16 protein-coding genes, 1 pseudogene and 1 riboswitch are annotated in these 17,729 nt (G+C 38.3%); of the genes and pseudogenes, 6 read left to right on the top strand and 11 right to left on the bottom strand.

Annotated features, from left to right (window positions below; translation table 11 throughout):
* Positions 1-82 precede the first annotated feature (82 nt).
* Positions 83-895 (bottom strand): annotated as a pseudogene (locus tag HMPREF2961_RS10060) (fibronectin type III domain-containing protein); the annotation flags it as partial.
* Between HMPREF2961_RS10060 and HMPREF2961_RS10055 the strand changes: the two are divergent.
* Together HMPREF2961_RS10055 and HMPREF2961_RS10050 are read left to right on the top strand one after the other, a co-directional pair.
* Entirely contained in the window at positions 846-1,355 is a 510-nt protein-coding gene (locus tag HMPREF2961_RS10055; RefSeq protein ID WP_232045997.1) for an Rgg family transcriptional regulator, read from the top strand. The pseudogene HMPREF2961_RS10060 and the gene HMPREF2961_RS10055 overlap by 50 nt on opposite strands.
* A 131-nt stretch (positions 1,356-1,486) precedes the next feature.
* Entirely contained in the window at positions 1,487-2,131 is a 645-nt protein-coding gene (locus HMPREF2961_RS10050; protein WP_002315774.1) for a lytic polysaccharide monooxygenase auxiliary activity family 9 protein, read from the top strand.
* A gap of 63 nt (positions 2,132-2,194) precedes the next feature.
* On the opposite strand, the gene HMPREF2961_RS10045 is transcribed toward HMPREF2961_RS10050, so the two are convergent.
* The 7 genes from HMPREF2961_RS10045 to HMPREF2961_RS10015 form a co-directional block, all read right to left on the bottom strand.
* Positions 2,195-3,199, bottom strand: a complete 1,005-nt coding sequence (locus HMPREF2961_RS10045) for an SIS domain-containing protein (RefSeq protein ID WP_002315773.1) — start codon at positions 3,197-3,199, stop codon at positions 2,195-2,197.
* 12 nt (positions 3,200-3,211) lie between these two features.
* Entirely contained in the window at positions 3,212-4,261 is a 1,050-nt protein-coding gene (locus HMPREF2961_RS10040) for an SIS domain-containing protein (RefSeq protein WP_002315772.1), read from the bottom strand.
* A gap of 16 nt (positions 4,262-4,277) precedes the next feature.
* Positions 4,278-5,099: a PTS system mannose/fructose/sorbose family transporter subunit IID gene (locus HMPREF2961_RS10035; protein WP_002315771.1), complete on the bottom strand. Its 822-nt coding sequence runs from the start codon at positions 5,097-5,099 to the stop codon at positions 4,278-4,280.
* Positions 5,086-5,865: a PTS mannose/fructose/sorbose/N-acetylgalactosamine transporter subunit IIC gene (locus HMPREF2961_RS10030; protein ID WP_002315770.1), complete on the bottom strand. Its 780-nt coding sequence runs from the start codon at positions 5,863-5,865 to the stop codon at positions 5,086-5,088. Before HMPREF2961_RS10030 ends, HMPREF2961_RS10035 begins: the two co-directional genes overlap by 14 nt.
* A 16-nt stretch (positions 5,866-5,881) precedes the next feature.
* Positions 5,882-6,352, bottom strand: a complete 471-nt coding sequence (locus HMPREF2961_RS10025) for a PTS sugar transporter subunit IIB (RefSeq protein WP_002287114.1) — start codon at positions 6,350-6,352, stop codon at positions 5,882-5,884.
* Positions 6,353-6,363: 11 nt separating this feature from the next.
* Positions 6,364-6,783 (bottom strand): PTS sugar transporter subunit IIA, encoded by a 420-nt coding sequence (locus tag HMPREF2961_RS10020; protein ID WP_002315769.1) that lies wholly within the window; start codon positions 6,781-6,783, stop codon positions 6,364-6,366.
* Between the two features lie 79 nt (positions 6,784-6,862).
* The gene (locus HMPREF2961_RS10015; protein WP_174128733.1) at positions 6,863-9,640 is read right to left on the bottom strand and encodes a sigma-54-dependent transcriptional regulator; all 2,778 of its coding nucleotides are present in this window, start codon (positions 9,638-9,640) and stop codon (positions 6,863-6,865) included.
* A gap of 193 nt (positions 9,641-9,833) precedes the next feature.
* Between HMPREF2961_RS10015 and HMPREF2961_RS10010 the strand changes: the two genes are divergently transcribed.
* Positions 9,834-10,058 (top strand): hypothetical protein, encoded by a 225-nt coding sequence (locus tag HMPREF2961_RS10010; RefSeq protein WP_002315767.1) that lies wholly within the window; start codon positions 9,834-9,836, stop codon positions 10,056-10,058.
* 249 nt (positions 10,059-10,307) lie between these two features.
* Here HMPREF2961_RS10010 and HMPREF2961_RS10005 read toward each other — a convergent pair whose 3' ends face one another.
* Complete coding sequence (locus HMPREF2961_RS10005) at positions 10,308-10,901, bottom strand: hypothetical protein (RefSeq protein WP_228841170.1); 594 nt, start codon at positions 10,899-10,901, stop codon at positions 10,308-10,310.
* 628 nt (positions 10,902-11,529) lie between these two features.
* Here HMPREF2961_RS10005 and HMPREF2961_RS09995 point away from each other — a divergent pair.
* Both HMPREF2961_RS09995 and HMPREF2961_RS09990 read left to right on the top strand, forming a co-directional pair.
* Positions 11,530-13,245 (top strand): ABC transporter ATP-binding protein, encoded by a 1,716-nt coding sequence (locus HMPREF2961_RS09995; protein ID WP_070704719.1) that lies wholly within the window; start codon positions 11,530-11,532, stop codon positions 13,243-13,245.
* 2 nt (positions 13,246-13,247) lie between these two features.
* Positions 13,248-15,011: an ABC transporter ATP-binding protein gene (locus tag HMPREF2961_RS09990; RefSeq protein ID WP_002315763.1), complete on the top strand. Its 1,764-nt coding sequence runs from the start codon at positions 13,248-13,250 to the stop codon at positions 15,009-15,011.
* A 39-nt stretch (positions 15,012-15,050) separates the two neighbouring features.
* On the opposite strand, the gene HMPREF2961_RS09985 is transcribed toward HMPREF2961_RS09990, so the two are convergent.
* Together HMPREF2961_RS09985 and mgsA are read right to left on the bottom strand one after the other, a co-directional pair.
* Positions 15,051-15,587 carry a folate family ECF transporter S component gene (locus HMPREF2961_RS09985; protein WP_002315762.1) on the bottom strand — a complete coding sequence of 179 codons (537 nt, stop codon included), beginning with the start codon at positions 15,585-15,587 and terminating at the stop codon, positions 15,051-15,053.
* 37 nt (positions 15,588-15,624) lie between these two features.
* Positions 15,625-15,723, bottom strand: a riboswitch (THF riboswitch).
* Positions 15,724-15,909: 186 nt separating this feature from the next.
* Positions 15,910-16,332 (bottom strand): methylglyoxal synthase, encoded by a 423-nt coding sequence (gene mgsA, locus HMPREF2961_RS09980; RefSeq protein WP_002291069.1) that lies wholly within the window; start codon positions 16,330-16,332, stop codon positions 15,910-15,912.
* 208 nt (positions 16,333-16,540) lie between these two features.
* Between mgsA and HMPREF2961_RS09975 the strand changes: the two genes are divergently transcribed.
* Positions 16,541-17,650 (top strand): ABC transporter ATP-binding protein, encoded by a 1,110-nt coding sequence (locus HMPREF2961_RS09975; protein WP_002291070.1) that lies wholly within the window; start codon positions 16,541-16,543, stop codon positions 17,648-17,650.
* Positions 17,651-17,729: the final 79 nt, after the last annotated feature.

Here is a 17,729-nt window from a genome sequence, read left to right as displayed (position 1 = left end):
TGTAATACTTAGGTCAAAGTATTGATTTCACAACCGCTTGATAAACGGTGTTACAGAAGTAGCTTCTATCACGACCTCATCATCAACTTATTTTTTGCCATAAAGAGAAGGCCGTATCTGGTGCCCAATGTGCGGCTGCAATATGCGCTTGCAAGCAACGATATTGAACACCATTATATGTGACTATGTCTCCTGCTTGATAAAAAGTACCGACTGTCCAAGAATTTCCTTGGCCGTTCTCGTCTAGGGTTCTTGCTGTGACAGACTGGCTTAGTAAAGAAACACCTGTCCGATTGACTGCACGAACTTGATAGCGATACGCAGTAGAAGCTGTTAAATTTTGATCTTCAAATACAGCGGTTTGTGAGGTAGCGATCTTCTTGCCATCTCTGTATATTTCATAATAAAGTACTTCTTCCAATAAGCTATTTTCTTGCCATACCAAACGAACTGTTGATTGTGTCACATGGTTGATGCTCAACCCGTTTGGAATAGAAGGTGCTGGTAAAGCTGTTGCTTCTTGCGTACGGATATTCAATCTATCGGAACGTGCAGAAATATTTCCTGATGGATCGACCGCTTCAATCGTATAAGAATAAGTCGTTTCTGGTTGTAAACCTGTATGTATATAATTCGTAGTGTTGCTTGTTCCTACTAATCGATTGTTTTCATAAATATTATAATGTGACACACGAACGTTATCCGTTGACGCAGTCCAAGACAATGTGACTGTCGTACTTGTTGCTGTTCCTCGAAAATTGGTCGGTTTAGAAGGTTTCTCTGTATCTGGTTCTTGTTCCGTAAACAGATTTTGATAAGCTTTCGCAAATGATTCATTATAAGAAATGCCAGATGAGTTTACCCCTTCGTCCCAGTTCACGCTCCAAGTCATCAAAGGTATCGATACATGGGGACACTATGAACTTTCTATTTTTTCCAATTGTTTATTCATATTCGATGACGAGTATATTTATCATTCTTTTCAGCGTAGTGTCACAAAAATGAAAGCATATGTCGATACTGCTCATTATTCCGAATTATTATCAAATTTTCTTTTGAACGGGATACATCTATCTTTTCATCGTTCTTCTGTTTTTCTTAGAAAACTATTTTTAGGAGAATGGAAAAAAGTAAGTGACCGTTATAAACATACGTTAGACTTAGCCCGTTACAAAGCATTCACTGCTTTAGCTCTATTAGCAGATGGCAATGAACGAGCACTAGAAGAAATTGACGAAGCAATCCATTTCTTTGAATGGCTAGGACTAGAGGAAGTGAAAGAAGAGATCATTGAATTGAGAGATTCTCTTTTGAAAAAAACTATACATAAAAATGATAAGGCTATTTATCAATAGTCATTCTTCTAGTTTTTTATTTTTGTTGCAATACCATACAAAAAAATAATATTTAAATAATACATTTTATACTATCTTACGAAAAGGAAACCTTTTCTTAAAATATTTTATCTAACTGGAGGAATCATCAAATGAAAAAAAGTACTTTATTGGGATTAGGAATGTTACTTGCTACAACAGGAATCGCCGCTTTGTCTTCTGTAGATGTCTCGGCTCATGGCTATGTTTCACAACCTATCAGCCGTGGCTATCAAGGTGCTCTAGATAGTAGGAATAATTGGCAAAGTGCTTTTGAAAAGTATGGTCGTATCATCAACGAACCACAATCTTTAGAGGCACCAAAAGGATTCCCTTCGGCTGGACCTGCAAATGGTCGGATTGCTTCTGCTAATGGTGCAGTAGGTGACTTTGTTTTGGATAAACAAACAGCTACGTTATGGACAAAAAACAACTTAACTACTGGGGCAAACCGATTCACTTGGCATTTCACAGCTGACCACGCAACGACGAAATGGCACTATTACATGACTAAAAATGGTTGGAATCCAAATGCCCCATTGAATAGAAATGACCTGGAATTCATTGGTGAAGTAAATAATGGTGGCAATTCGTCTATTACTAATCCGACTCATACAATCAATATTCCTAGCAATCGTCTGGGGTATCATGTCATTTTAGCAGTTTGGGATGTAGCTGATACAAATAACGCATTTTATAATGTAATCGATGTCAATGTTCAAAATCGTAATGCATTAACTGACTTGGAAAACAACTAAAAAATAAAGGGAGCAGTTGTCGCTGCTCTCTTTATTTTTTATATTCTTTTCATCCAATCGACCCTAATAATCAAACTGACGATAGTAGCGGCGTATCTCTAATGGATGACAATTCAGCTGTTCGACATGTGCATCGATACGCTGTGTCACTGCATGCATCAATAAGAAAGACAACACACGTCCGCGATATTTTTCGCCGATACCTTCTACTGGATAGTCTTTTGTATCTATCAATGTATAATTACTACAAATTTTTGGCAAAAGTTTAGCTACACGTTCAGATAACACTCTCTGTTCATCTTCGCCTAAAAATAAAGTGACTGGGGTCGTTTCTTCAACGATCTCTAACGTCCCGTGAAGAAACTCGGCAGCATGGATAGATTTCGATGGAAGCCAGCTTTGTTCTTCCCAATAACACATGGCATATGAATAAACAGCTCCCCATTGATTCCCTGCTCCGATAAAATAATGCATGCTATCACGTCGATGTTTTTCTGCAAATGATAAGCCAAATGCATCTGCTTTTTTCTCTGCTTCTACTAACCCTGTTGGTAAATAACGTTCGAGCTGTTCATAGTACTCTGAGTAATCTTCGAATTCCCCATGCAAATACATCAATCGATCTGCTACCATAAAAAATTTGATTTGTTCTGTTCCGGGAGCTGGATAAGTAACCACAAAATCGCATAGTTGAGACAACTTACTCTCCGCTTTATCGATAAATCCAATCAGTGTCGCTCCTACTTTCTTGATTTCTTCTACTGCTTTCACTACTTCTTGGGTTGTCCCAGTAACAGAGGACACGACAACGATAGAATCTTTTGTTAATCTTTTGTTCCCAGTAGTGTAATATTCTGCAGCATGCTGTACAAAGACAGGCAAGTTGCTTTTCCCATTCATATAAGTGACAGCTTGCATCGAAGAAGCATACGTTCCACCAATTCCTAAATAATAGACAGCATCGAATTTTTCCGTATAAAGTTTATCGATGATTTTTTCTACTTGCGGACGTAAAGCTAGTGCACCTTTTATTGCTTTGATTTGTTCTTCTTCATTGAACTTCAACATGATTTACACCTCTTATAATTTACTTTTCAAGACTGTATCAAAGTCTTCAAAGATCTTTTTGTTCAAGTCGATTCCTTTAGCTGCTGCGATTTTATAAGCGAATAGTTGAAATGGAACGACAAGTGCTAATATAGACAGATATTCATCACATTCTATTGCTAATCCAAGTGTTTTCTCGTCTCTTGCTTTTTTTGTGGTAATTGTGAGAGCCTCTCCAACATACTGACTCATATATCTCCGCAACTTTTGTGAACGTTCCTTATTTTCATTGTCCCCTTCAATAAAGAACAGCAAATGGGAAGCATCAGCCTCTAGATATGGGCCATGCATGTAAGCTTCTAACTCAAATCCTTGTGACGGGACACGGATTGTTTCCGTCAATTTCGTTTCTGCTTCTTTCGCTGTTCCCCAGTTTGGACCATAGCCAATAGTGATGAAGCGTTGTGTTAAACGAAACAAACTTTGATGCTCATCAAAAAATTCTTCCGTTTTTTGAATAATCACTGGTAAATGATCGATTATTTTTTGTAACTGTTGCATGTAGTTTTGTTCTATTTCTTTGCTGATATTATTTTTACTTATCCCAATTCCTAGCCCTAAGAGTAGTAACTGTAAGACAGTAGCAGAATAGCCTTTTGTAACGAAGCCAACTGTTTCTATCCCAGCACCTAAATCAATAATCTGTGTAGCTTCTAAAGCAAGTGGACTTTGTACGTCATTTGTGACAGCAATAATCGGTATTTCTTGTTTTTGGATCATTTTTACTGCTTCAACAGTAGAAGCACTTTTCCCACTTTGTGACACAGCAATCACAGTATCGATTGATGGAGAAAGTTTTCCATAATGAGCAAAATGAAAAGGTTCTTGAATATCGACAGTTAGCTTGCCATAAGATTCCAATGCCGGCTTCGCTGCTAAACAAGCGTTGTAAGAAGAACCCGTTGCTAGCATCAGCAGATTCGTTGTTTTTTTCATTTGTTTTCTTGTCGAAAAATCATTCTTTTTCAAGATCGTACTTAGTACTTCCTTTTCTTCATAAATATAATCTTGCATCGTAACCATTTTCTCTGCTCCTTTTCTAAAAAATCCCTATCCACGAACCAAAAATCCCAAAGAAAGCTAATCCGATCAAAATCGTCAATGGTTTTACTTCTTTTTTCAATAGATAAAACACTACACCAAATGCACCCAGACATAAGATATTTGGGACAATATCATCAAAAATACTTTGAACAGTCACAGCATTTTCTCCTGAACCGATTTTTAAAGGAATATTGATGGTAATCATCGTGGCAGTCATTGCTCCGACGACCATCAACCCAATGATAGACGCGCCTAATGTCAAACTTTCCATCATCCCGTTTGCCTGAATCTTTTTCAAAAAACCCGTTCCTAAGCGATAACCCCAACCTGTTGCTAGATAGCGGAACAGAATGTGCGGAATATTGAAAATCAAAATGAACAAGATAGGTCCTAAAATATTTCCTTGCATAGCTAAAGAGGTGCCCACACCTGTGGTAATCAATCGTAAAGTTCCCCAAAAGAAAGAATCCCCTAGCCCTGCAAGTGGTCCCATCAAAGATGTTTTGATACTGTCGATCGTGGTCACATCAAATTCAGGATCATCCTTATTTTCTTCCTCCATTGCAGCCGTGATCCCTAAAATCAATGTAACGATATGTGGGGTCGTGTTGAAAAACTCTAGATGCCGTTTCAAAGCTGCTGCCATTTCTTCTTTTGACTGATATAACTTTTTCAAAATCGGAATCATTGCGTAAACATAAGCCATATTCATCTGTCGTTCATAGTTCCAAGAAAACTCCATTTGAAAAGAACGCCAGAATACATGATTCAGTTCTTTTTTCGTTATTTTGCTGTTTTTACTCTCAGAATTCTTCATCTTCTTCGACCTCCCCTGCAGTGGTTTGAAGTGGCAGTTGACGGACATTCATGATATTGACTACCACAACGGCTAAAATTGCACCAAAAATAGCTACTCCGGTCACAGGAATCTCTAGGTAAGAAGCTATAGCAAAACCTAAGAAAAAGTATGGTGCAACTTGTTTGTTAATCAGCAAGCGAGCGAGCATCGCGAAACCAAGAGCTGGAATCAACCCTGTTGCTACTGATAAGCCATTCTGAACGAAGTCAGGAATCTTATTGAGTAGATTTCCGATCGTATTGCTTCCCACCATATACGAAACCATTACCACAACACCAAGCATCAAGGAAAGACCGAAACCGGCAAGCAAGTGCATATGCTCGACTCCTTTATAGTTTCCTTCTTCTGCATAACTGTCCGCTTTATGGTTCATAATTGGAATCAAAAGACCTAAGTAAATATTTTTCAATATCAATGTCAACGTAGCAATTGGTAAACCTAGTAAAAGTGCCGTTTCCGTACCAGCTCCAGCTGTGATAGCAAAAGCCGTGCCTAGAATTCCTCCGGTCACCACATCAGGGGGGATCGAAGCACCTACTGAGAATGATCCGATAAATGCTAACTCCAAAGTGGCACCCATGACGATCCCAGTTTTTACATCACCCAACACGATTCCTGTAAACAGTCCCGTCACAATTGGACGAGAAAGCAGTGATGTCCCTAATGCATATTCTGATTGTGCGATAAATGCAACGATACCTAATAAGACTGCTTGTACAATCATTGAGTTTCTTCCTTTCTTACAAAACTTCCCTTACGTCCACTTTTTTATCTGCCGGTACTTGACGGATCTCCACTTCTATTTGTTTGTCAATCAATCTTTTCAATCGTTCCTCCTCTTCTGGTAAAATATTCACCGCTTTTCCAATACTGCGAGTACCAGGTTTCGCCTTGATCCCTCCTAAGTTGATGGTTTTGATTTCTGGATACGCTTCTGCCAGCTTATATGCGTCCTCGATTGATTCCACTACGATGAATAGCTTATATTTATCTGTCACACCGCTTTTCAATGCGGCAATCGAGTCATCAATGGATTTGATTACTAGTTTGACTCCTTGCGGCTTGGCTAATTTGATTGTTGTCTTTCGTATCTCATTAGTAGGCACATCATCATTGGCAATCAAAATACAATCTGCGCCTATTGTTTGTGTCCAAGAAAAAGCGACTTGTCCGTGTAATAACCGATGGTCAACTCTTGTCAATACAATCATTCTTCTTCCTCCTAAAATTCGTCTTCTTCTATTTTTTGATTGATCCGTTCGTTACAAAACTGGATCATTTTTTTTGAATCAGTTAGCACCTGCTGGATCAAAACAGTTGTCTCTACTTCAGCGTCCAACCGAGATACTAGCTCAATCAAGAGTGGCAAATTCAATCCGGCAACAAGATAGACATGATTCTGATTGATATATTGTAAGAATTCATTGTTGACACTTCCGCCAAAAAGATCCGTCAGAACAATGATTTCTTTATCTTTGTACCTCATAAACAGCTGACTTACTGATTCCGTTAAATCAAAATTCTCATCAGTATAGCAGTCCAATGCAGTAATAGAATGATTTTTCCCATAGATTAGCTCTAATGAATCTAGTATCCCTGAAGCAAATTTCCCATGGGAAGCTAAGATAATTTCTCTGTCCACTTTTTCATCTCCTCTTTTTACTTACACATACTAAAAAGCAAGTTGCGTGCCAAAGTTAGTGGCCGCAACTTGCTTATGTTCAAAATTCTTCTTCTATCGAGAGTAACTCTGTACTTTCACTCAAAATATCACAGATATAGGCAATCTCAGAATGAGGGATCATGACACTATAATGCTCTTCAATGACACTAAACGCAGATTTAATAGCAGATACCTCTTCTTTTTGACACTGTTCCCATTTCTCTAATCCTTGATAGGTTTCAATTGGCATTTGTCGGATCAAACGTTCGATTAGACAGCTCACATGGACATATAACGCTAGTTTTTTGGGATTACTGATTCTTCGATTCAACTGCACCTCTAATTCTCGCATAAAATGATCGATTTCCTCCATCACCTTTTCTGTATCTAGAATAGTCACAGAGTCCAGTACTTTCTCCAATGAAAAATTGCGAATGATGTTCTGGTTGAATGTTTCCTTATCTGAAACATTCATAGCAGAATCCAACCATTCTGCTAGTACAGACATCTTCTCTCCTGAGATGAGGTCTTCTAATGAAAGATAGTCGATATCGGTGATAGCAGGATCTGCGGTACCTATGATCCCTACGATTTCGTATATGGAAAACAATGGTTCACTGTTTTTCTTATCTTTTAATCGCTGATATTCATATGGGATGATTTTCAACTGACAAGTCGTAGGCAAACTTTTCTCTAGCAGTTCACTTAGGTGAGCCGCCGTGCCGATTCCAGTGAAGCAGGTAGTAATGAGTGCTTTGGGTTTATTTTCTTGTGGATAGAGGAGCCGCCATTCTGGTTGGATTTGACGAACGGCCTCTTCTGCTATTTCTTCTAAAGCTGCATTTTTTTTCAAGCATTCCCCTACTGTGATGGCTAAAGGTGTCGTCACATTATTCAAAATCAAAAGTGGTACAGATAATTGTTTTTTAAAAAACTGATGGATTTCTTTCAGAGATCCCATATCTACTAATATGATCAACCCATTTGAAACATCGCTGTTTTCGCAATAATCCACGATTTCTGCAGCAATCTGCTGTGGTGTGACATCTAGCGGCATATCAAATGATTCAAATAGATCTTCTTGTAATAAACGATTGACCACATTTGCCATACTGCTGGCAGTTGCATAACCGTGCGCAGCAATCATTGCTTTTGGCAGTTGTTTTTCTTTTGACCATTTTGCTTTTTTTAGATAGATCGTCAGTAAAATCCGATCCATACTAGTGACTTCAATATCTAATTTAATCTTACTCAGTTCCAAGATTCGCTGGACATAATGATAACTAGATGGATAAGATTGAGAAACCTGTTTTTCTAATTCTTTGATTAGTTGGATAATCGCATGTTCTTCCGGTAACCATTTGACAGTGCTTCGCTGATAAAGATAGTAACTCAAGGCATAGACACTGTTTCCATCGAACTTGATTTGATAGGCAGACTCCATTTGTCGAAAGGTCTCACGGATAGATTGAGTCCAATAAACCAACAGCTCGTGTTTTTCTTGTCTACTGGTCTCAAATAGCAAAAAATCAAATAATTGGATCACTTCTTGTTTTAGTTTTCCTTCGCAAGAATATAGAAGACACTTATTTTTTTTGAAATCAAGCAGGATTTGCTCAAAACTTTTAACGATTCGTTGCTGTTCTGGTTGTTGCTTTTCCATCAATTGTTCTAAGGTCTGGTCTTGCGTGATATAGATTCCTTGCTGTGCTGTATTTTTGGTAATGGGCTCAGCGAGTAGTTCTTTTTGCAAATGATGGATGGTGACATGAATCTCCGACTGTTCACGTTGTTCAGCATACGCTTTTGCTGCTGAAACTTTGACAATATTTTTCAGCTCTCCTATGTTTCCAGATAATTTTTGACCTGCTAGAAGTGACAAAACTGGGCCACTGACTGACAAAGGGCTCCCCATTTTTCTTTGTTCCTCGATAAAAAAAGAGTAAACCAGTTCTAGCCGTTCATTTCGACTACGCTGATTGAGTGCAGGTAGTTCGATTCGGATAGGTATTCTTCGAATGAAAGTGGTTAAGAAATGACTAGTGGCCTCTTCTGTTGTGGCAAAAAAAAGACGTGTTTTGATCCGCCGTGACAAATTAGGTTCTCCCATACGATAAATCACACCTTGATCAAGATAGGTGAATAGTTTTTCCTGCCCTTCTGGTGTTAAGCGATGTACCTCGTCTAAAAACAAGATTCCACCATCTGCTGCTTCGAAAGCCCCTTTTTTATTTTCTTCTGCTCCAGTGTAAGCTCCTTTGACGTGACCAAACAAATTGCTAGTCAACAGTTCAGGATTATCTGCATATTGTGCACAATTGAAAGTGATGAATGGTGCAGAGTCCTCTAGTAAATCATGAAGCAGACAATACTGATAGACTAAATGGACTAAATAACTTTTACCTGTGCCGCTTTCACCTGTAATCAAAAGTGGCAGTCCGCCATCTGGATAGTAAAGAGCTGTTTTGATTTGTTCGATACTTTCTTTCAAACTGGCGTCGTGTCCGATCATAAAAGAGAATAAATCTTTTGGTTGTGCGAAAAAAGGCTGTTCTTCTTTAAGATCATTGATAGAAAAATAAAAATTCGTACGTAACTTAAAAATTTGTTTTTCAAAAGCTTCTTTGTGGAAATAAACCACTGGACGAGAATTGATTTTGACTAGTAGTTTCTCCTCATTCAACTGGTTCAAATAATGACTGACTGTGTTTCTTTTTACCCCAAAATGTTCAGCCAATCTTTTTGCTGTAAAGACCTCGTTCATATGGTTGAGATCGAAAAAGGCTGTCTGGTTCTCTAAGTAGCATAAAATTTCGTGTTTTAACAACTTATCCACCCCTATTCCATCATAGAAAACGGATTCATTTTGTCAATAAAATCTTTAATAAAGGGTTGAAAAATATGTCTTGTTATAGACAGCAGCTCACTTATCCCTTATAATTTTTATTCTAAAAAAGAACAGTTCCTTCCGGTTTTTATACTGGGATTTCCAAACAATAAAGAAAGAACAAGGAGGCTATGACTATTCAATGAAATCGGATAAATCTAAAAAGAGGAAGTATACTTCTTGGAAAACTTTTCGCGAAATCATCGGATCTTATCTCGCTGTGGTTGTGTTTTTACCTTTGCTTTATATGGCTATGACAGAACAAACCCGTTTTATTGATGTAGATACGCAATATATAGCCGAAACAGGATTTTTATTTATCTTTATCTTGATTTTTGCGTTCTATAAATCCTTCCACACAAAATAGGAGGCACAGCTCTCAATTTTTCTGTCTGCTTTTTGTTATTACAAATCCTTATATCTGGTATAACAACAATTTATTGGCGTAACGAGGAAAAACGAGTTATGATGCTTTCAGAGAGTAAAGAGGTACTGTTGTCACCATCCTTTTTATTGATTACGTACACCACTCTTAGTTTTTTCCCATTGATTAAGAAAACAAGGTAGAAACATCACTGTTCCTGCCTTGTTTTCTTTTTCGTGTGCTGTTTTGATATCAAAATCGCAAATGGCTTTCTACATAGCAATATTGATAATGAGAGGTTGTATTCGTTACACCGAACTTAATAGAAGCGTTTCTTCCTACTCCGATATTCACCCCTGCATTCCAAGTTGTCGAACCATTATTGAAGAAGTCGCCATTTACAATGTAAAAAATACGGTTAGCATCTTCTAAATGAACATAAACAGTTCCTCCAAATTGTTTCGACAAACCATTATATCCACGGATCATTTCAACTCGTACGATTCTTTTGATAGCCCTAAAATTTCCACTTTCACTGGTCTCGCAATAAAAGCGCATCGTAGATTTATAACTAACATTATCTGTCAAAGATTGCGATAATGCTCTGTATGTTGCTCTTGCTGTACGTGCATGTCTTGCACTTTCAGCTGTGAAGCCAAGCTCTTGTTGTGCTTGGATAATAGGGATGCCGTTTTCTTTTGCTACTTCTCGCACCATTTCATCAAAAGTGAGTATGGGACTTATGTTTATCTCTTTATTTTTATTTAATATGTCGATAACTGACGTATCACCTTCTACAGTAAACACATGCTGTCCGATATTATTTATCCCCCCTAAAGCTGCCATACATAATAAACCAATCAACAATTTTTTTATTTTCATAGTCCTTCCTTCAACATTAATTAGGTTTCCCTCAAACAATTTGTGACAATAACTTTATAGCATAAAAAGAAAACGATTTCAACAACTTTTGAAAAAGGAAAATAAACTATGAAAACAGAGCTTTTATTAGATTTAATAACATCCTTACTTTTAATTTTTTCGCCAAAAATAACGATGGTTTTTATGGAAAATGAAGCTTCGCCCTCTCCATTTTATGAGATTCTCTTTATTATTAAGATCATTTGCTTTATACTCGCTGTTTTTTACATAAATCATGGAATCACTACTTTTTTATTTTCAAAAAATAAATAGCGCTCCATTGATGATTCTGTACCTGATCCACCTTTTGCACACGATTCATTTATAAAAAATCGGACAAAATAGACGTTTGGAGGAATGAAGAGACCGGGATGAATTTCCCGTTCTCTTTCTTTTTTTCTAAAAAATATTCTATTCAATCTCTAAAATCTCTTCATAATAAAACTTTCATTTATGAAAAGGCTTGTTCTCTTTTCATTCTAAATTTCCTAAGCTACAATGTGGTAGTACTTGTTTTTTCAACTGTAGACAAATAAATAATAGGAGGAATCATATGATTCAGTTATTACGTTATGCAAAAGATTATCGTAAGCAAATCATTTTGGGTCCGTTCTTCAAGTTTCTTGAGGCTGTCTTCGAACTTGTCCTACCTTTAATGATGGCTTCCTTGATCGATAATGGACTAAAAATGAATGACCGAGGAAAAATCATTGAAATGGGCTTATGGATGGTCGCTATGTCTGTGATTGGTCTGATTTGTGCTATCATTTGCCAATACTACGCTTCAGTAGCTTCACAAGGATTTGGTACAGAGTTGCGAAATCAGCTGATCAAAAAAATCAATACTTTCTCTCACAACGAGTTGAATCATTTTGGAACAGATACCTTGATCACTCGAATGACAAACGACATCAATCAGCTTCAACTAGCTTTAGCAATGGTCATTCGTTTATTGATTAGAGCACCATTTTTAAGCATCGGTTCAGTAGTCATGGCTTTTGTGATCGACTGGGAAGTAGGTCTGTTTTTCTTAGCATTATTGCCTATTTTCTCCATCATCTTATTTTTTATCATCAGAAAAACTGTTCCTCTCTATCAAAAAGTGCAAGAAAAACTAGACCAGCTCAATGAACACGTCAGCCAGAATCTTAGCGGCGTTCGTGTCATACGTGCATTTGCACAGACAAAAAAAGAAACAGAAAAGTTTGATAAAAGCACAAATGATCTAGCGAACAATTATTTACGTGTTTCCAATATCTCTGCCCTTTTATCACCTGCTACGACCTTGATCATGAATGTCGGAATCATTTGTTTGCTAACAGTCGGCGGGATCAAAGTAAACATTGGTAGTTTGGAACAAGGACAAGTTCTTGCTTTGATCAATTATATGAATCAAATGCTTTTGGCACTGATCGTTGTTTCAAACCTCGTCGTGATCTTCACACGTGCCGATGCTTCAGGTAATCGAGTAAAAGAGGTTCTAGACACAGAGAATTCGATTCTTGAAGCCGAGATCAGTACTACTCCCGATTTTTCTTCTGAATCGATTCTCGCTTTTGATCACGTTGACTTCCGTTATACTCCTGATTCTGGGCTTTCTCTTCAAGGGATTACATTTCAGCTGAAGCGAAATACGGTGCTTGGAATCATTGGTCCAACGGGAAGCGGGAAAACGACTTTGACTCAATTGATTCCGCGCTTCTATGATGTCAGTTCCGGTACAGTCATAATGGATGGAATGGACGTTCGTTCTTGGCAGCTGGATCATCTTCGTCAGCAAATCGCCCTTGTTCCCCAAACTTCCGTGTTATTTACTGGGACTATTCGTGAAAACCTTCAATGGGGTAAGCAAGATGCCACAGAAGATGAGTGTTGGGAAGCCCTGAAAATCGCTCAGGCAGAAGAATTTGTACGTCAGCTTCCAAATGGTTTAGATACAAAAGTCATGGAAAACGGAAAAAATTTCTCCGGCGGTCAAAAACAGCGACTAACGATTGCAAGAGCTTTGATTGCCAAGCCAGAATTACTGATTTTAGATGACTCTTTGAGTGCGTTGGATTATCAGACTGACTTGGATTTGCGTAAGGCGCTGCAGACTTATCTTGGCAGTACAGTGATCATTATCTCCCAACGTGTCCGCTCCATTCAAGAAGCACACCACATCTTAGTGATGGATCAAGGAAAGATCGCTGCTCAAGGTACGCATGAAGAATTACTTGCTCAATCAGCGGAATATCAGGAAATCGTCGCATCACAGGAGGAAGAATAGTTATGAAAGTAAAAAAATTATCCTTGCAGACACTCCGTCGCTTCATCCCTTATCTTACTGCTTATGCGAAAGACATTTGGCTAGCTGTATTACTAGGGATCATCAACGGGATCGCAACAGTTGTGATGACGTTACAAATTGGCCAAAGTATCGATCAAATGATCGGAGAAGGACAAGTTCGCTTCAATCGACTATTCCATTTACTGATTCTGTTCGGTGGGATCGTTTTGATCAACGTAGTCAGTCAATGGCTCATCCAAGTATTAAGCAATCGGTTAGCTTACTTGTCCGTTGCAACATTAAGAAAAGATGCTTTTGCCCATTTAAATCGATTGCCACTTCGTTATTATGATCAAAATTCTCATGGAAATATCGTCAGTCGATTTACAAATGATATGGACAACATTTCTATTGCGATTTCTGCTGCCTTCAATCAATTGTTTTCCGGAGTTGCGATCATCCTTCTTTCGTTTATTTTTATGATGCGTCTAAGTCCACTTCTGACATTGGTCGTTCTTTGTTCCACACCGATTATTTTCCTTGTGAGTTGGATCGTTGCTCGTGCTTCGCAAACAAATTTCGATAGACAGCAAAGAATCATTGGGGAGATCTCGGGCTTTGTGACCGAACGAATCGGTAATCAGAAAATCGTGAAAGCTTTTCAGCAAGAAGAAGCTAGTCAACAACAATTTGAACTGCTTAATGCTGATCTATATCAAAAAGGACAACGGGCACAATTTTCTTCTTCTTTGACAAACCCGTCTTCTCGTTTTGTAGATCACCTTGCTTATTTATCGATTGGTTTAGTTGGCGGCCTATTGGCATTGAAGAGTGGTTCGTCAATCACTGTTGGTGTGATTTCCAGTTTTACGATCTACTCAAGTCAGTTTTCTAAACCATTTATCGAACTTTCTGGAATCACGACACAACTGCAAACCGCTTTTTCTGGTCTAGAACGAGCATTTGATTTGATCGATCAACCAGAAGAAACGCCTGATTTGCCAGATGCCTATGCCTTGGAACCCAAAAATATCAAAGGAAAAGTCTCTTTTGATCATGTTTCTTTTTCTTATGACCCCAAACAGCGTTTGATCGAAGATTTCAATTTTACTGCTTATCCAGGTCAAACCATTGCTATAGTAGGAAAAACAGGGGCCGGAAAATCCACACTTGTTAATTTGCTGATGCGTTTTTATGACACAACAAAAGGAACGATTACAATCGATGACCATGACATCCGCTCTATCCAACGTGATACATTACGTAAAAGTTTTGGAATGGTGTTACAAGATACTTGGCTATTTGACAGTACATTGCGAGAAAATCTTCGTTTTGGGAATCCGGAAGCAAGTGACGTAGAAATCAACGATGCCCTAAAAGCCTCTTATATGTATGAATTTGTTGAACGTTTGCCGGAAAAATTAGATACTAAGATTGGCGGTCAAGGGTTAAAGATATCAGATGGCCAACGCCAACTGTTGACGATTGCTCGAACGATGATCAGTAATCCGCCTATGTTGATCTTAGATGAAGCTACCAGCTCAGTCGATACATTGACAGAGAAAAAAATCCAACAAGCTTTCTTAGCAATGATGGAGGGAAAAACCAGTTTTGTTATTGCCCATCGCCTGTCCACAATCAAAAATGCGGACCAGATATTAGTGATGGATCAGGGAGCCATTGTCGAAATGGGCACCCATGATGAGTTGCTTCACAAAGATGGTTATTACCGACGGCTCTATCAAGCACAATTCACAGCACAATAAAAACAAGCAGTCTTCTGGGATGGGAAGACTGCTTGTTTTTTATTTAGCGTGGATCGCTAAAGTTCTTAAAATTTTTTTGTAAGGAACACTACGCCCTACGTAATAAATGGCAATTGATTGAATCGGTAACCATATCACTGTTTTTAACAGGCGGGGCGCCCAAACGACCCAGCTGAACAATGGCACATGGTACATCAACGCAAGCCATAATGGTGTCAAAAATAAGTTTATGATCAGCGTGACACTAAGCGTAGCCAAAATGGCATTTTTCCAAGTGATTTCTTTTCGATAGAAAAAGAATCCGTAGATTGCTCCTTCAATAAATGCATTCAATGTAAATCCAATAAAAAATGCAGATTTCGAGAAGAGAGCCATTCCTACTAAATCAGCTAAAACTGCGCCTATCCCTGACCAAAAAGGACCAAAAAGAATGCCCATGATCACTTGTGGAATAAATGTGACACTGATTTTAATAAATGGGGTCTCGATTGCTACCAGACGGGACAACGTGACCATCAATGCAATCAGTAAGCCCATAATAGCAATCATACGTGCGTCTAACCGGTGTTTCTTCATTTTTAGCATCTCCTTTAAGAGCTGCTACATCTTATCATGCAGCGAATGCGAAAATAAAACCGCGAACATTACGTCCTTCGTCCAAGAGGCAACATCCCATCCTCTTAGCACTTAACGCTTTATTTTCTACTCTGTATTATTTTTGGGATCTTTTCCCACAGAAACTATAGCATATTTTCACATTTACTGCAAACACGAAAAACTAATATTATTGGTTATATTATACAATACGTTCGTATTATATCGCATATTCTCAGTTCGTTTAGCTTTTATAGCTACATATAAGCGAACATTAAACGTTATTTTTCCATACACTTATTCATCAAAATGAAAGTGGACGTTTGTCTATTTCATGGACGATTCTTCGAAAATCTAGGAAGCCGGCTTCCAGTCCTCTTAGCAGCACCTCAGCTGTTCCGATATTCGTAGCCAACGGAATCTCATAAACATCAGACAAACGGATAAGTGCTGTTACATCTGGTTCATGCGGCTGTGCAGCTAGGGGGTCTCGAAGAAAAATCACCAAATCTAACTGGTCCTCCGAGATCATTGCTCCAATTTGCTGATCTCCGCCTAACGGTCCGGATTTAAACCGATGAATGGGCAAGCCGGTCGCTTCCGTGATCCGTTGTCCAGTCGTCCCAGTAGCAAAAAGTTCATGTTTTTCCAATATTGTTTTATACGCTGTTGCTAATTTCACCATCATAGGTTTTTTTCGGTCATGAGCGATTAAAGCGATTTTCATAAGAGACACTCCTTTTGATATGGTTAACATACTTATTTACTCCAGTGTATCAGTTTTTATTTCTTATGGATATTTATTGAAGCTTAAAACTAGCACATTGACAAAAAAAAGAAAAAATTCTTGTTCAACATGACATTGAACTTAGTTAACGCTTTCATTTATACTTTAATCAGTTAATAAAACTAAAAAAGAAAGTGTGGAACGTATTATGGTAGAAATGGCTCTGAAAAACGTATATAAAAAATATGATAATGCAGAAAATTATTCTGTGACTGATTTTAATCTATCAATCAAAGATCGTGAATTTATCGTTTTTGTTGGTCCTTCCGGTTGTGGAAAGTCAACTACTTTGCGAATGATTGCGGGACTGGAAGATATCTCTGAAGGAGAACTAAATATTGGCGGAAAAGTCATGAATGACGTGGCACCTAAAGACCGTGATATTGCCATGGTTTTCCAAAACTATGCATTGTATCCTCACATGACTGTTTATGATAATATGGCTTTTGGTTTGAAATTACGTAAATATGATAAAGCAGACATTAAAAAGCGTGTGGACAATGCAGCAGAGATCCTCGGACTGACAGAATACTTGAAACGAAAACCAGCTGCTTTATCTGGTGGACAAAGACAACGTGTAGCATTAGGACGTGCAATCGTTCGGGATGCCAAAGTCTTCTTGATGGATGAACCATTGTCAAACTTAGATGCTAAATTACGTGTAGCCATGCGTGCTGAAATTGCCAAACTTCACCAACGTCTTGAAACAACGACGATCTATGTTACTCATGATCAGACAGAAGCGATGACTATGGCTGACCGAATCGTTATCATGAAAGACGGATTTATCCAGCAAATCGGTACACCGAAAGAAGTTTATGATACACCAGTCAATATGTTCGTTGCCGGCTTTATTGGATCTCCTGCCATGAACTTCTTTAATGTGACATTGAAAAACGGTGTCATCACAGATGGACATGGGCTTAAGCTTCGTATTCCTGAAGGGAAAAACAAAGTATTAGTCGAAAAAGGTTATGAAGGAAAAGAAGTCATCTTCGGCATTCGTCCAGAAGACATCCACAGTGAACAAGTAGCCCTTGAAGCTTCACCTGAAGCCGTAGTGAAATCAGAAGTTGTCGTTTCCGAATTACTTGGTGCTGAAACGATGCTTTACACAAAAACTGGTTCTACTGAGTTCATCTCAAAAGTAGATGCAAGAGATTTCCATAAACCAGGTGAAATGGTTGACCTTGCCTTCAACATCAATAAAGGGCACTTCTTTGATAAAGAAACCGAACAAGTCATCAAACTTCCCTAATCTGCCCCCTTCAGAGCTACGCCAGAAAATAGTGGTGTAGCTCTTTTTAGGACAAAAAACGCTCATCTTAGCGGATTTA

It is taken from the genome of Enterococcus sp. HMSC076E04 (genome assembly GCF_001814285.1).
GTDB lineage: Bacteria > Bacillota > Bacilli > Lactobacillales > Enterococcaceae > Enterococcus_B > Enterococcus_B lactis.
The sequence above is the reverse complement of the archived record's forward strand: the minus strand, read 5'-3'. Positions and strand labels throughout refer to the sequence as shown.

What these genes read in the sequence shown, in the direction of transcription:
- HMPREF2961_RS10055 (WP_232045997.1), top strand. Translation starts at nt 846, where the DNA reads ATGCCAGATGAGTTTACCCCTTCGTCCCAGTTCACGCTCCAAGTCATC.
- HMPREF2961_RS10050 (WP_002315774.1), top strand. Translation starts at nt 1,487, where the DNA reads ATGAAAAAAAGTACTTTATTGGGATTAGGAATGTTACTTGCTACAACA.
- HMPREF2961_RS10045 (WP_002315773.1), bottom strand. Translation starts at nt 3,199, where the DNA reads ATGTTGAAGTTCAATGAAGAAGAACAAATCAAAGCAATAAAAGGTGCA.
- HMPREF2961_RS10040 (WP_002315772.1), bottom strand. Translation starts at nt 4,261, where the DNA reads ATGGTTACGATGCAAGATTATATTTATGAAGAAAAGGAAGTACTAAGT.
- HMPREF2961_RS10035 (WP_002315771.1), bottom strand. Translation starts at nt 5,099, where the DNA reads ATGAAGAATTCTGAGAGTAAAAACAGCAAAATAACGAAAAAAGAACTG.
- HMPREF2961_RS10030 (WP_002315770.1), bottom strand. Translation starts at nt 5,865, where the DNA reads ATGATTGTACAAGCAGTCTTATTAGGTATCGTTGCATTTATCGCACAA.
- HMPREF2961_RS10025 (WP_002287114.1), bottom strand. Translation starts at nt 6,352, where the DNA reads ATGATTGTATTGACAAGAGTTGACCATCGGTTATTACACGGACAAGTC.
- HMPREF2961_RS10010 (WP_002315767.1), top strand. Translation starts at nt 9,834, where the DNA reads ATGAAATCGGATAAATCTAAAAAGAGGAAGTATACTTCTTGGAAAACT.
- HMPREF2961_RS10005 (WP_228841170.1), bottom strand. Translation starts at nt 10,901, where the DNA reads ATGGCAGCTTTAGGGGGGATAAATAATATCGGACAGCATGTGTTTACT.
- HMPREF2961_RS09995 (WP_070704719.1), top strand. Translation starts at nt 11,530, where the DNA reads ATGATTCAGTTATTACGTTATGCAAAAGATTATCGTAAGCAAATCATT.
- HMPREF2961_RS09990 (WP_002315763.1), top strand. Translation starts at nt 13,248, where the DNA reads ATGAAAGTAAAAAAATTATCCTTGCAGACACTCCGTCGCTTCATCCCT.
- HMPREF2961_RS09985 (WP_002315762.1), bottom strand. Translation starts at nt 15,587, where the DNA reads ATGAAGAAACACCGGTTAGACGCACGTATGATTGCTATTATGGGCTTA.
- mgsA (WP_002291069.1), bottom strand. Translation starts at nt 16,332, where the DNA reads ATGAAAATCGCTTTAATCGCTCATGACCGAAAAAAACCTATGATGGTG.
- HMPREF2961_RS09975 (WP_002291070.1), top strand. Translation starts at nt 16,541, where the DNA reads ATGGTAGAAATGGCTCTGAAAAACGTATATAAAAAATATGATAATGCA.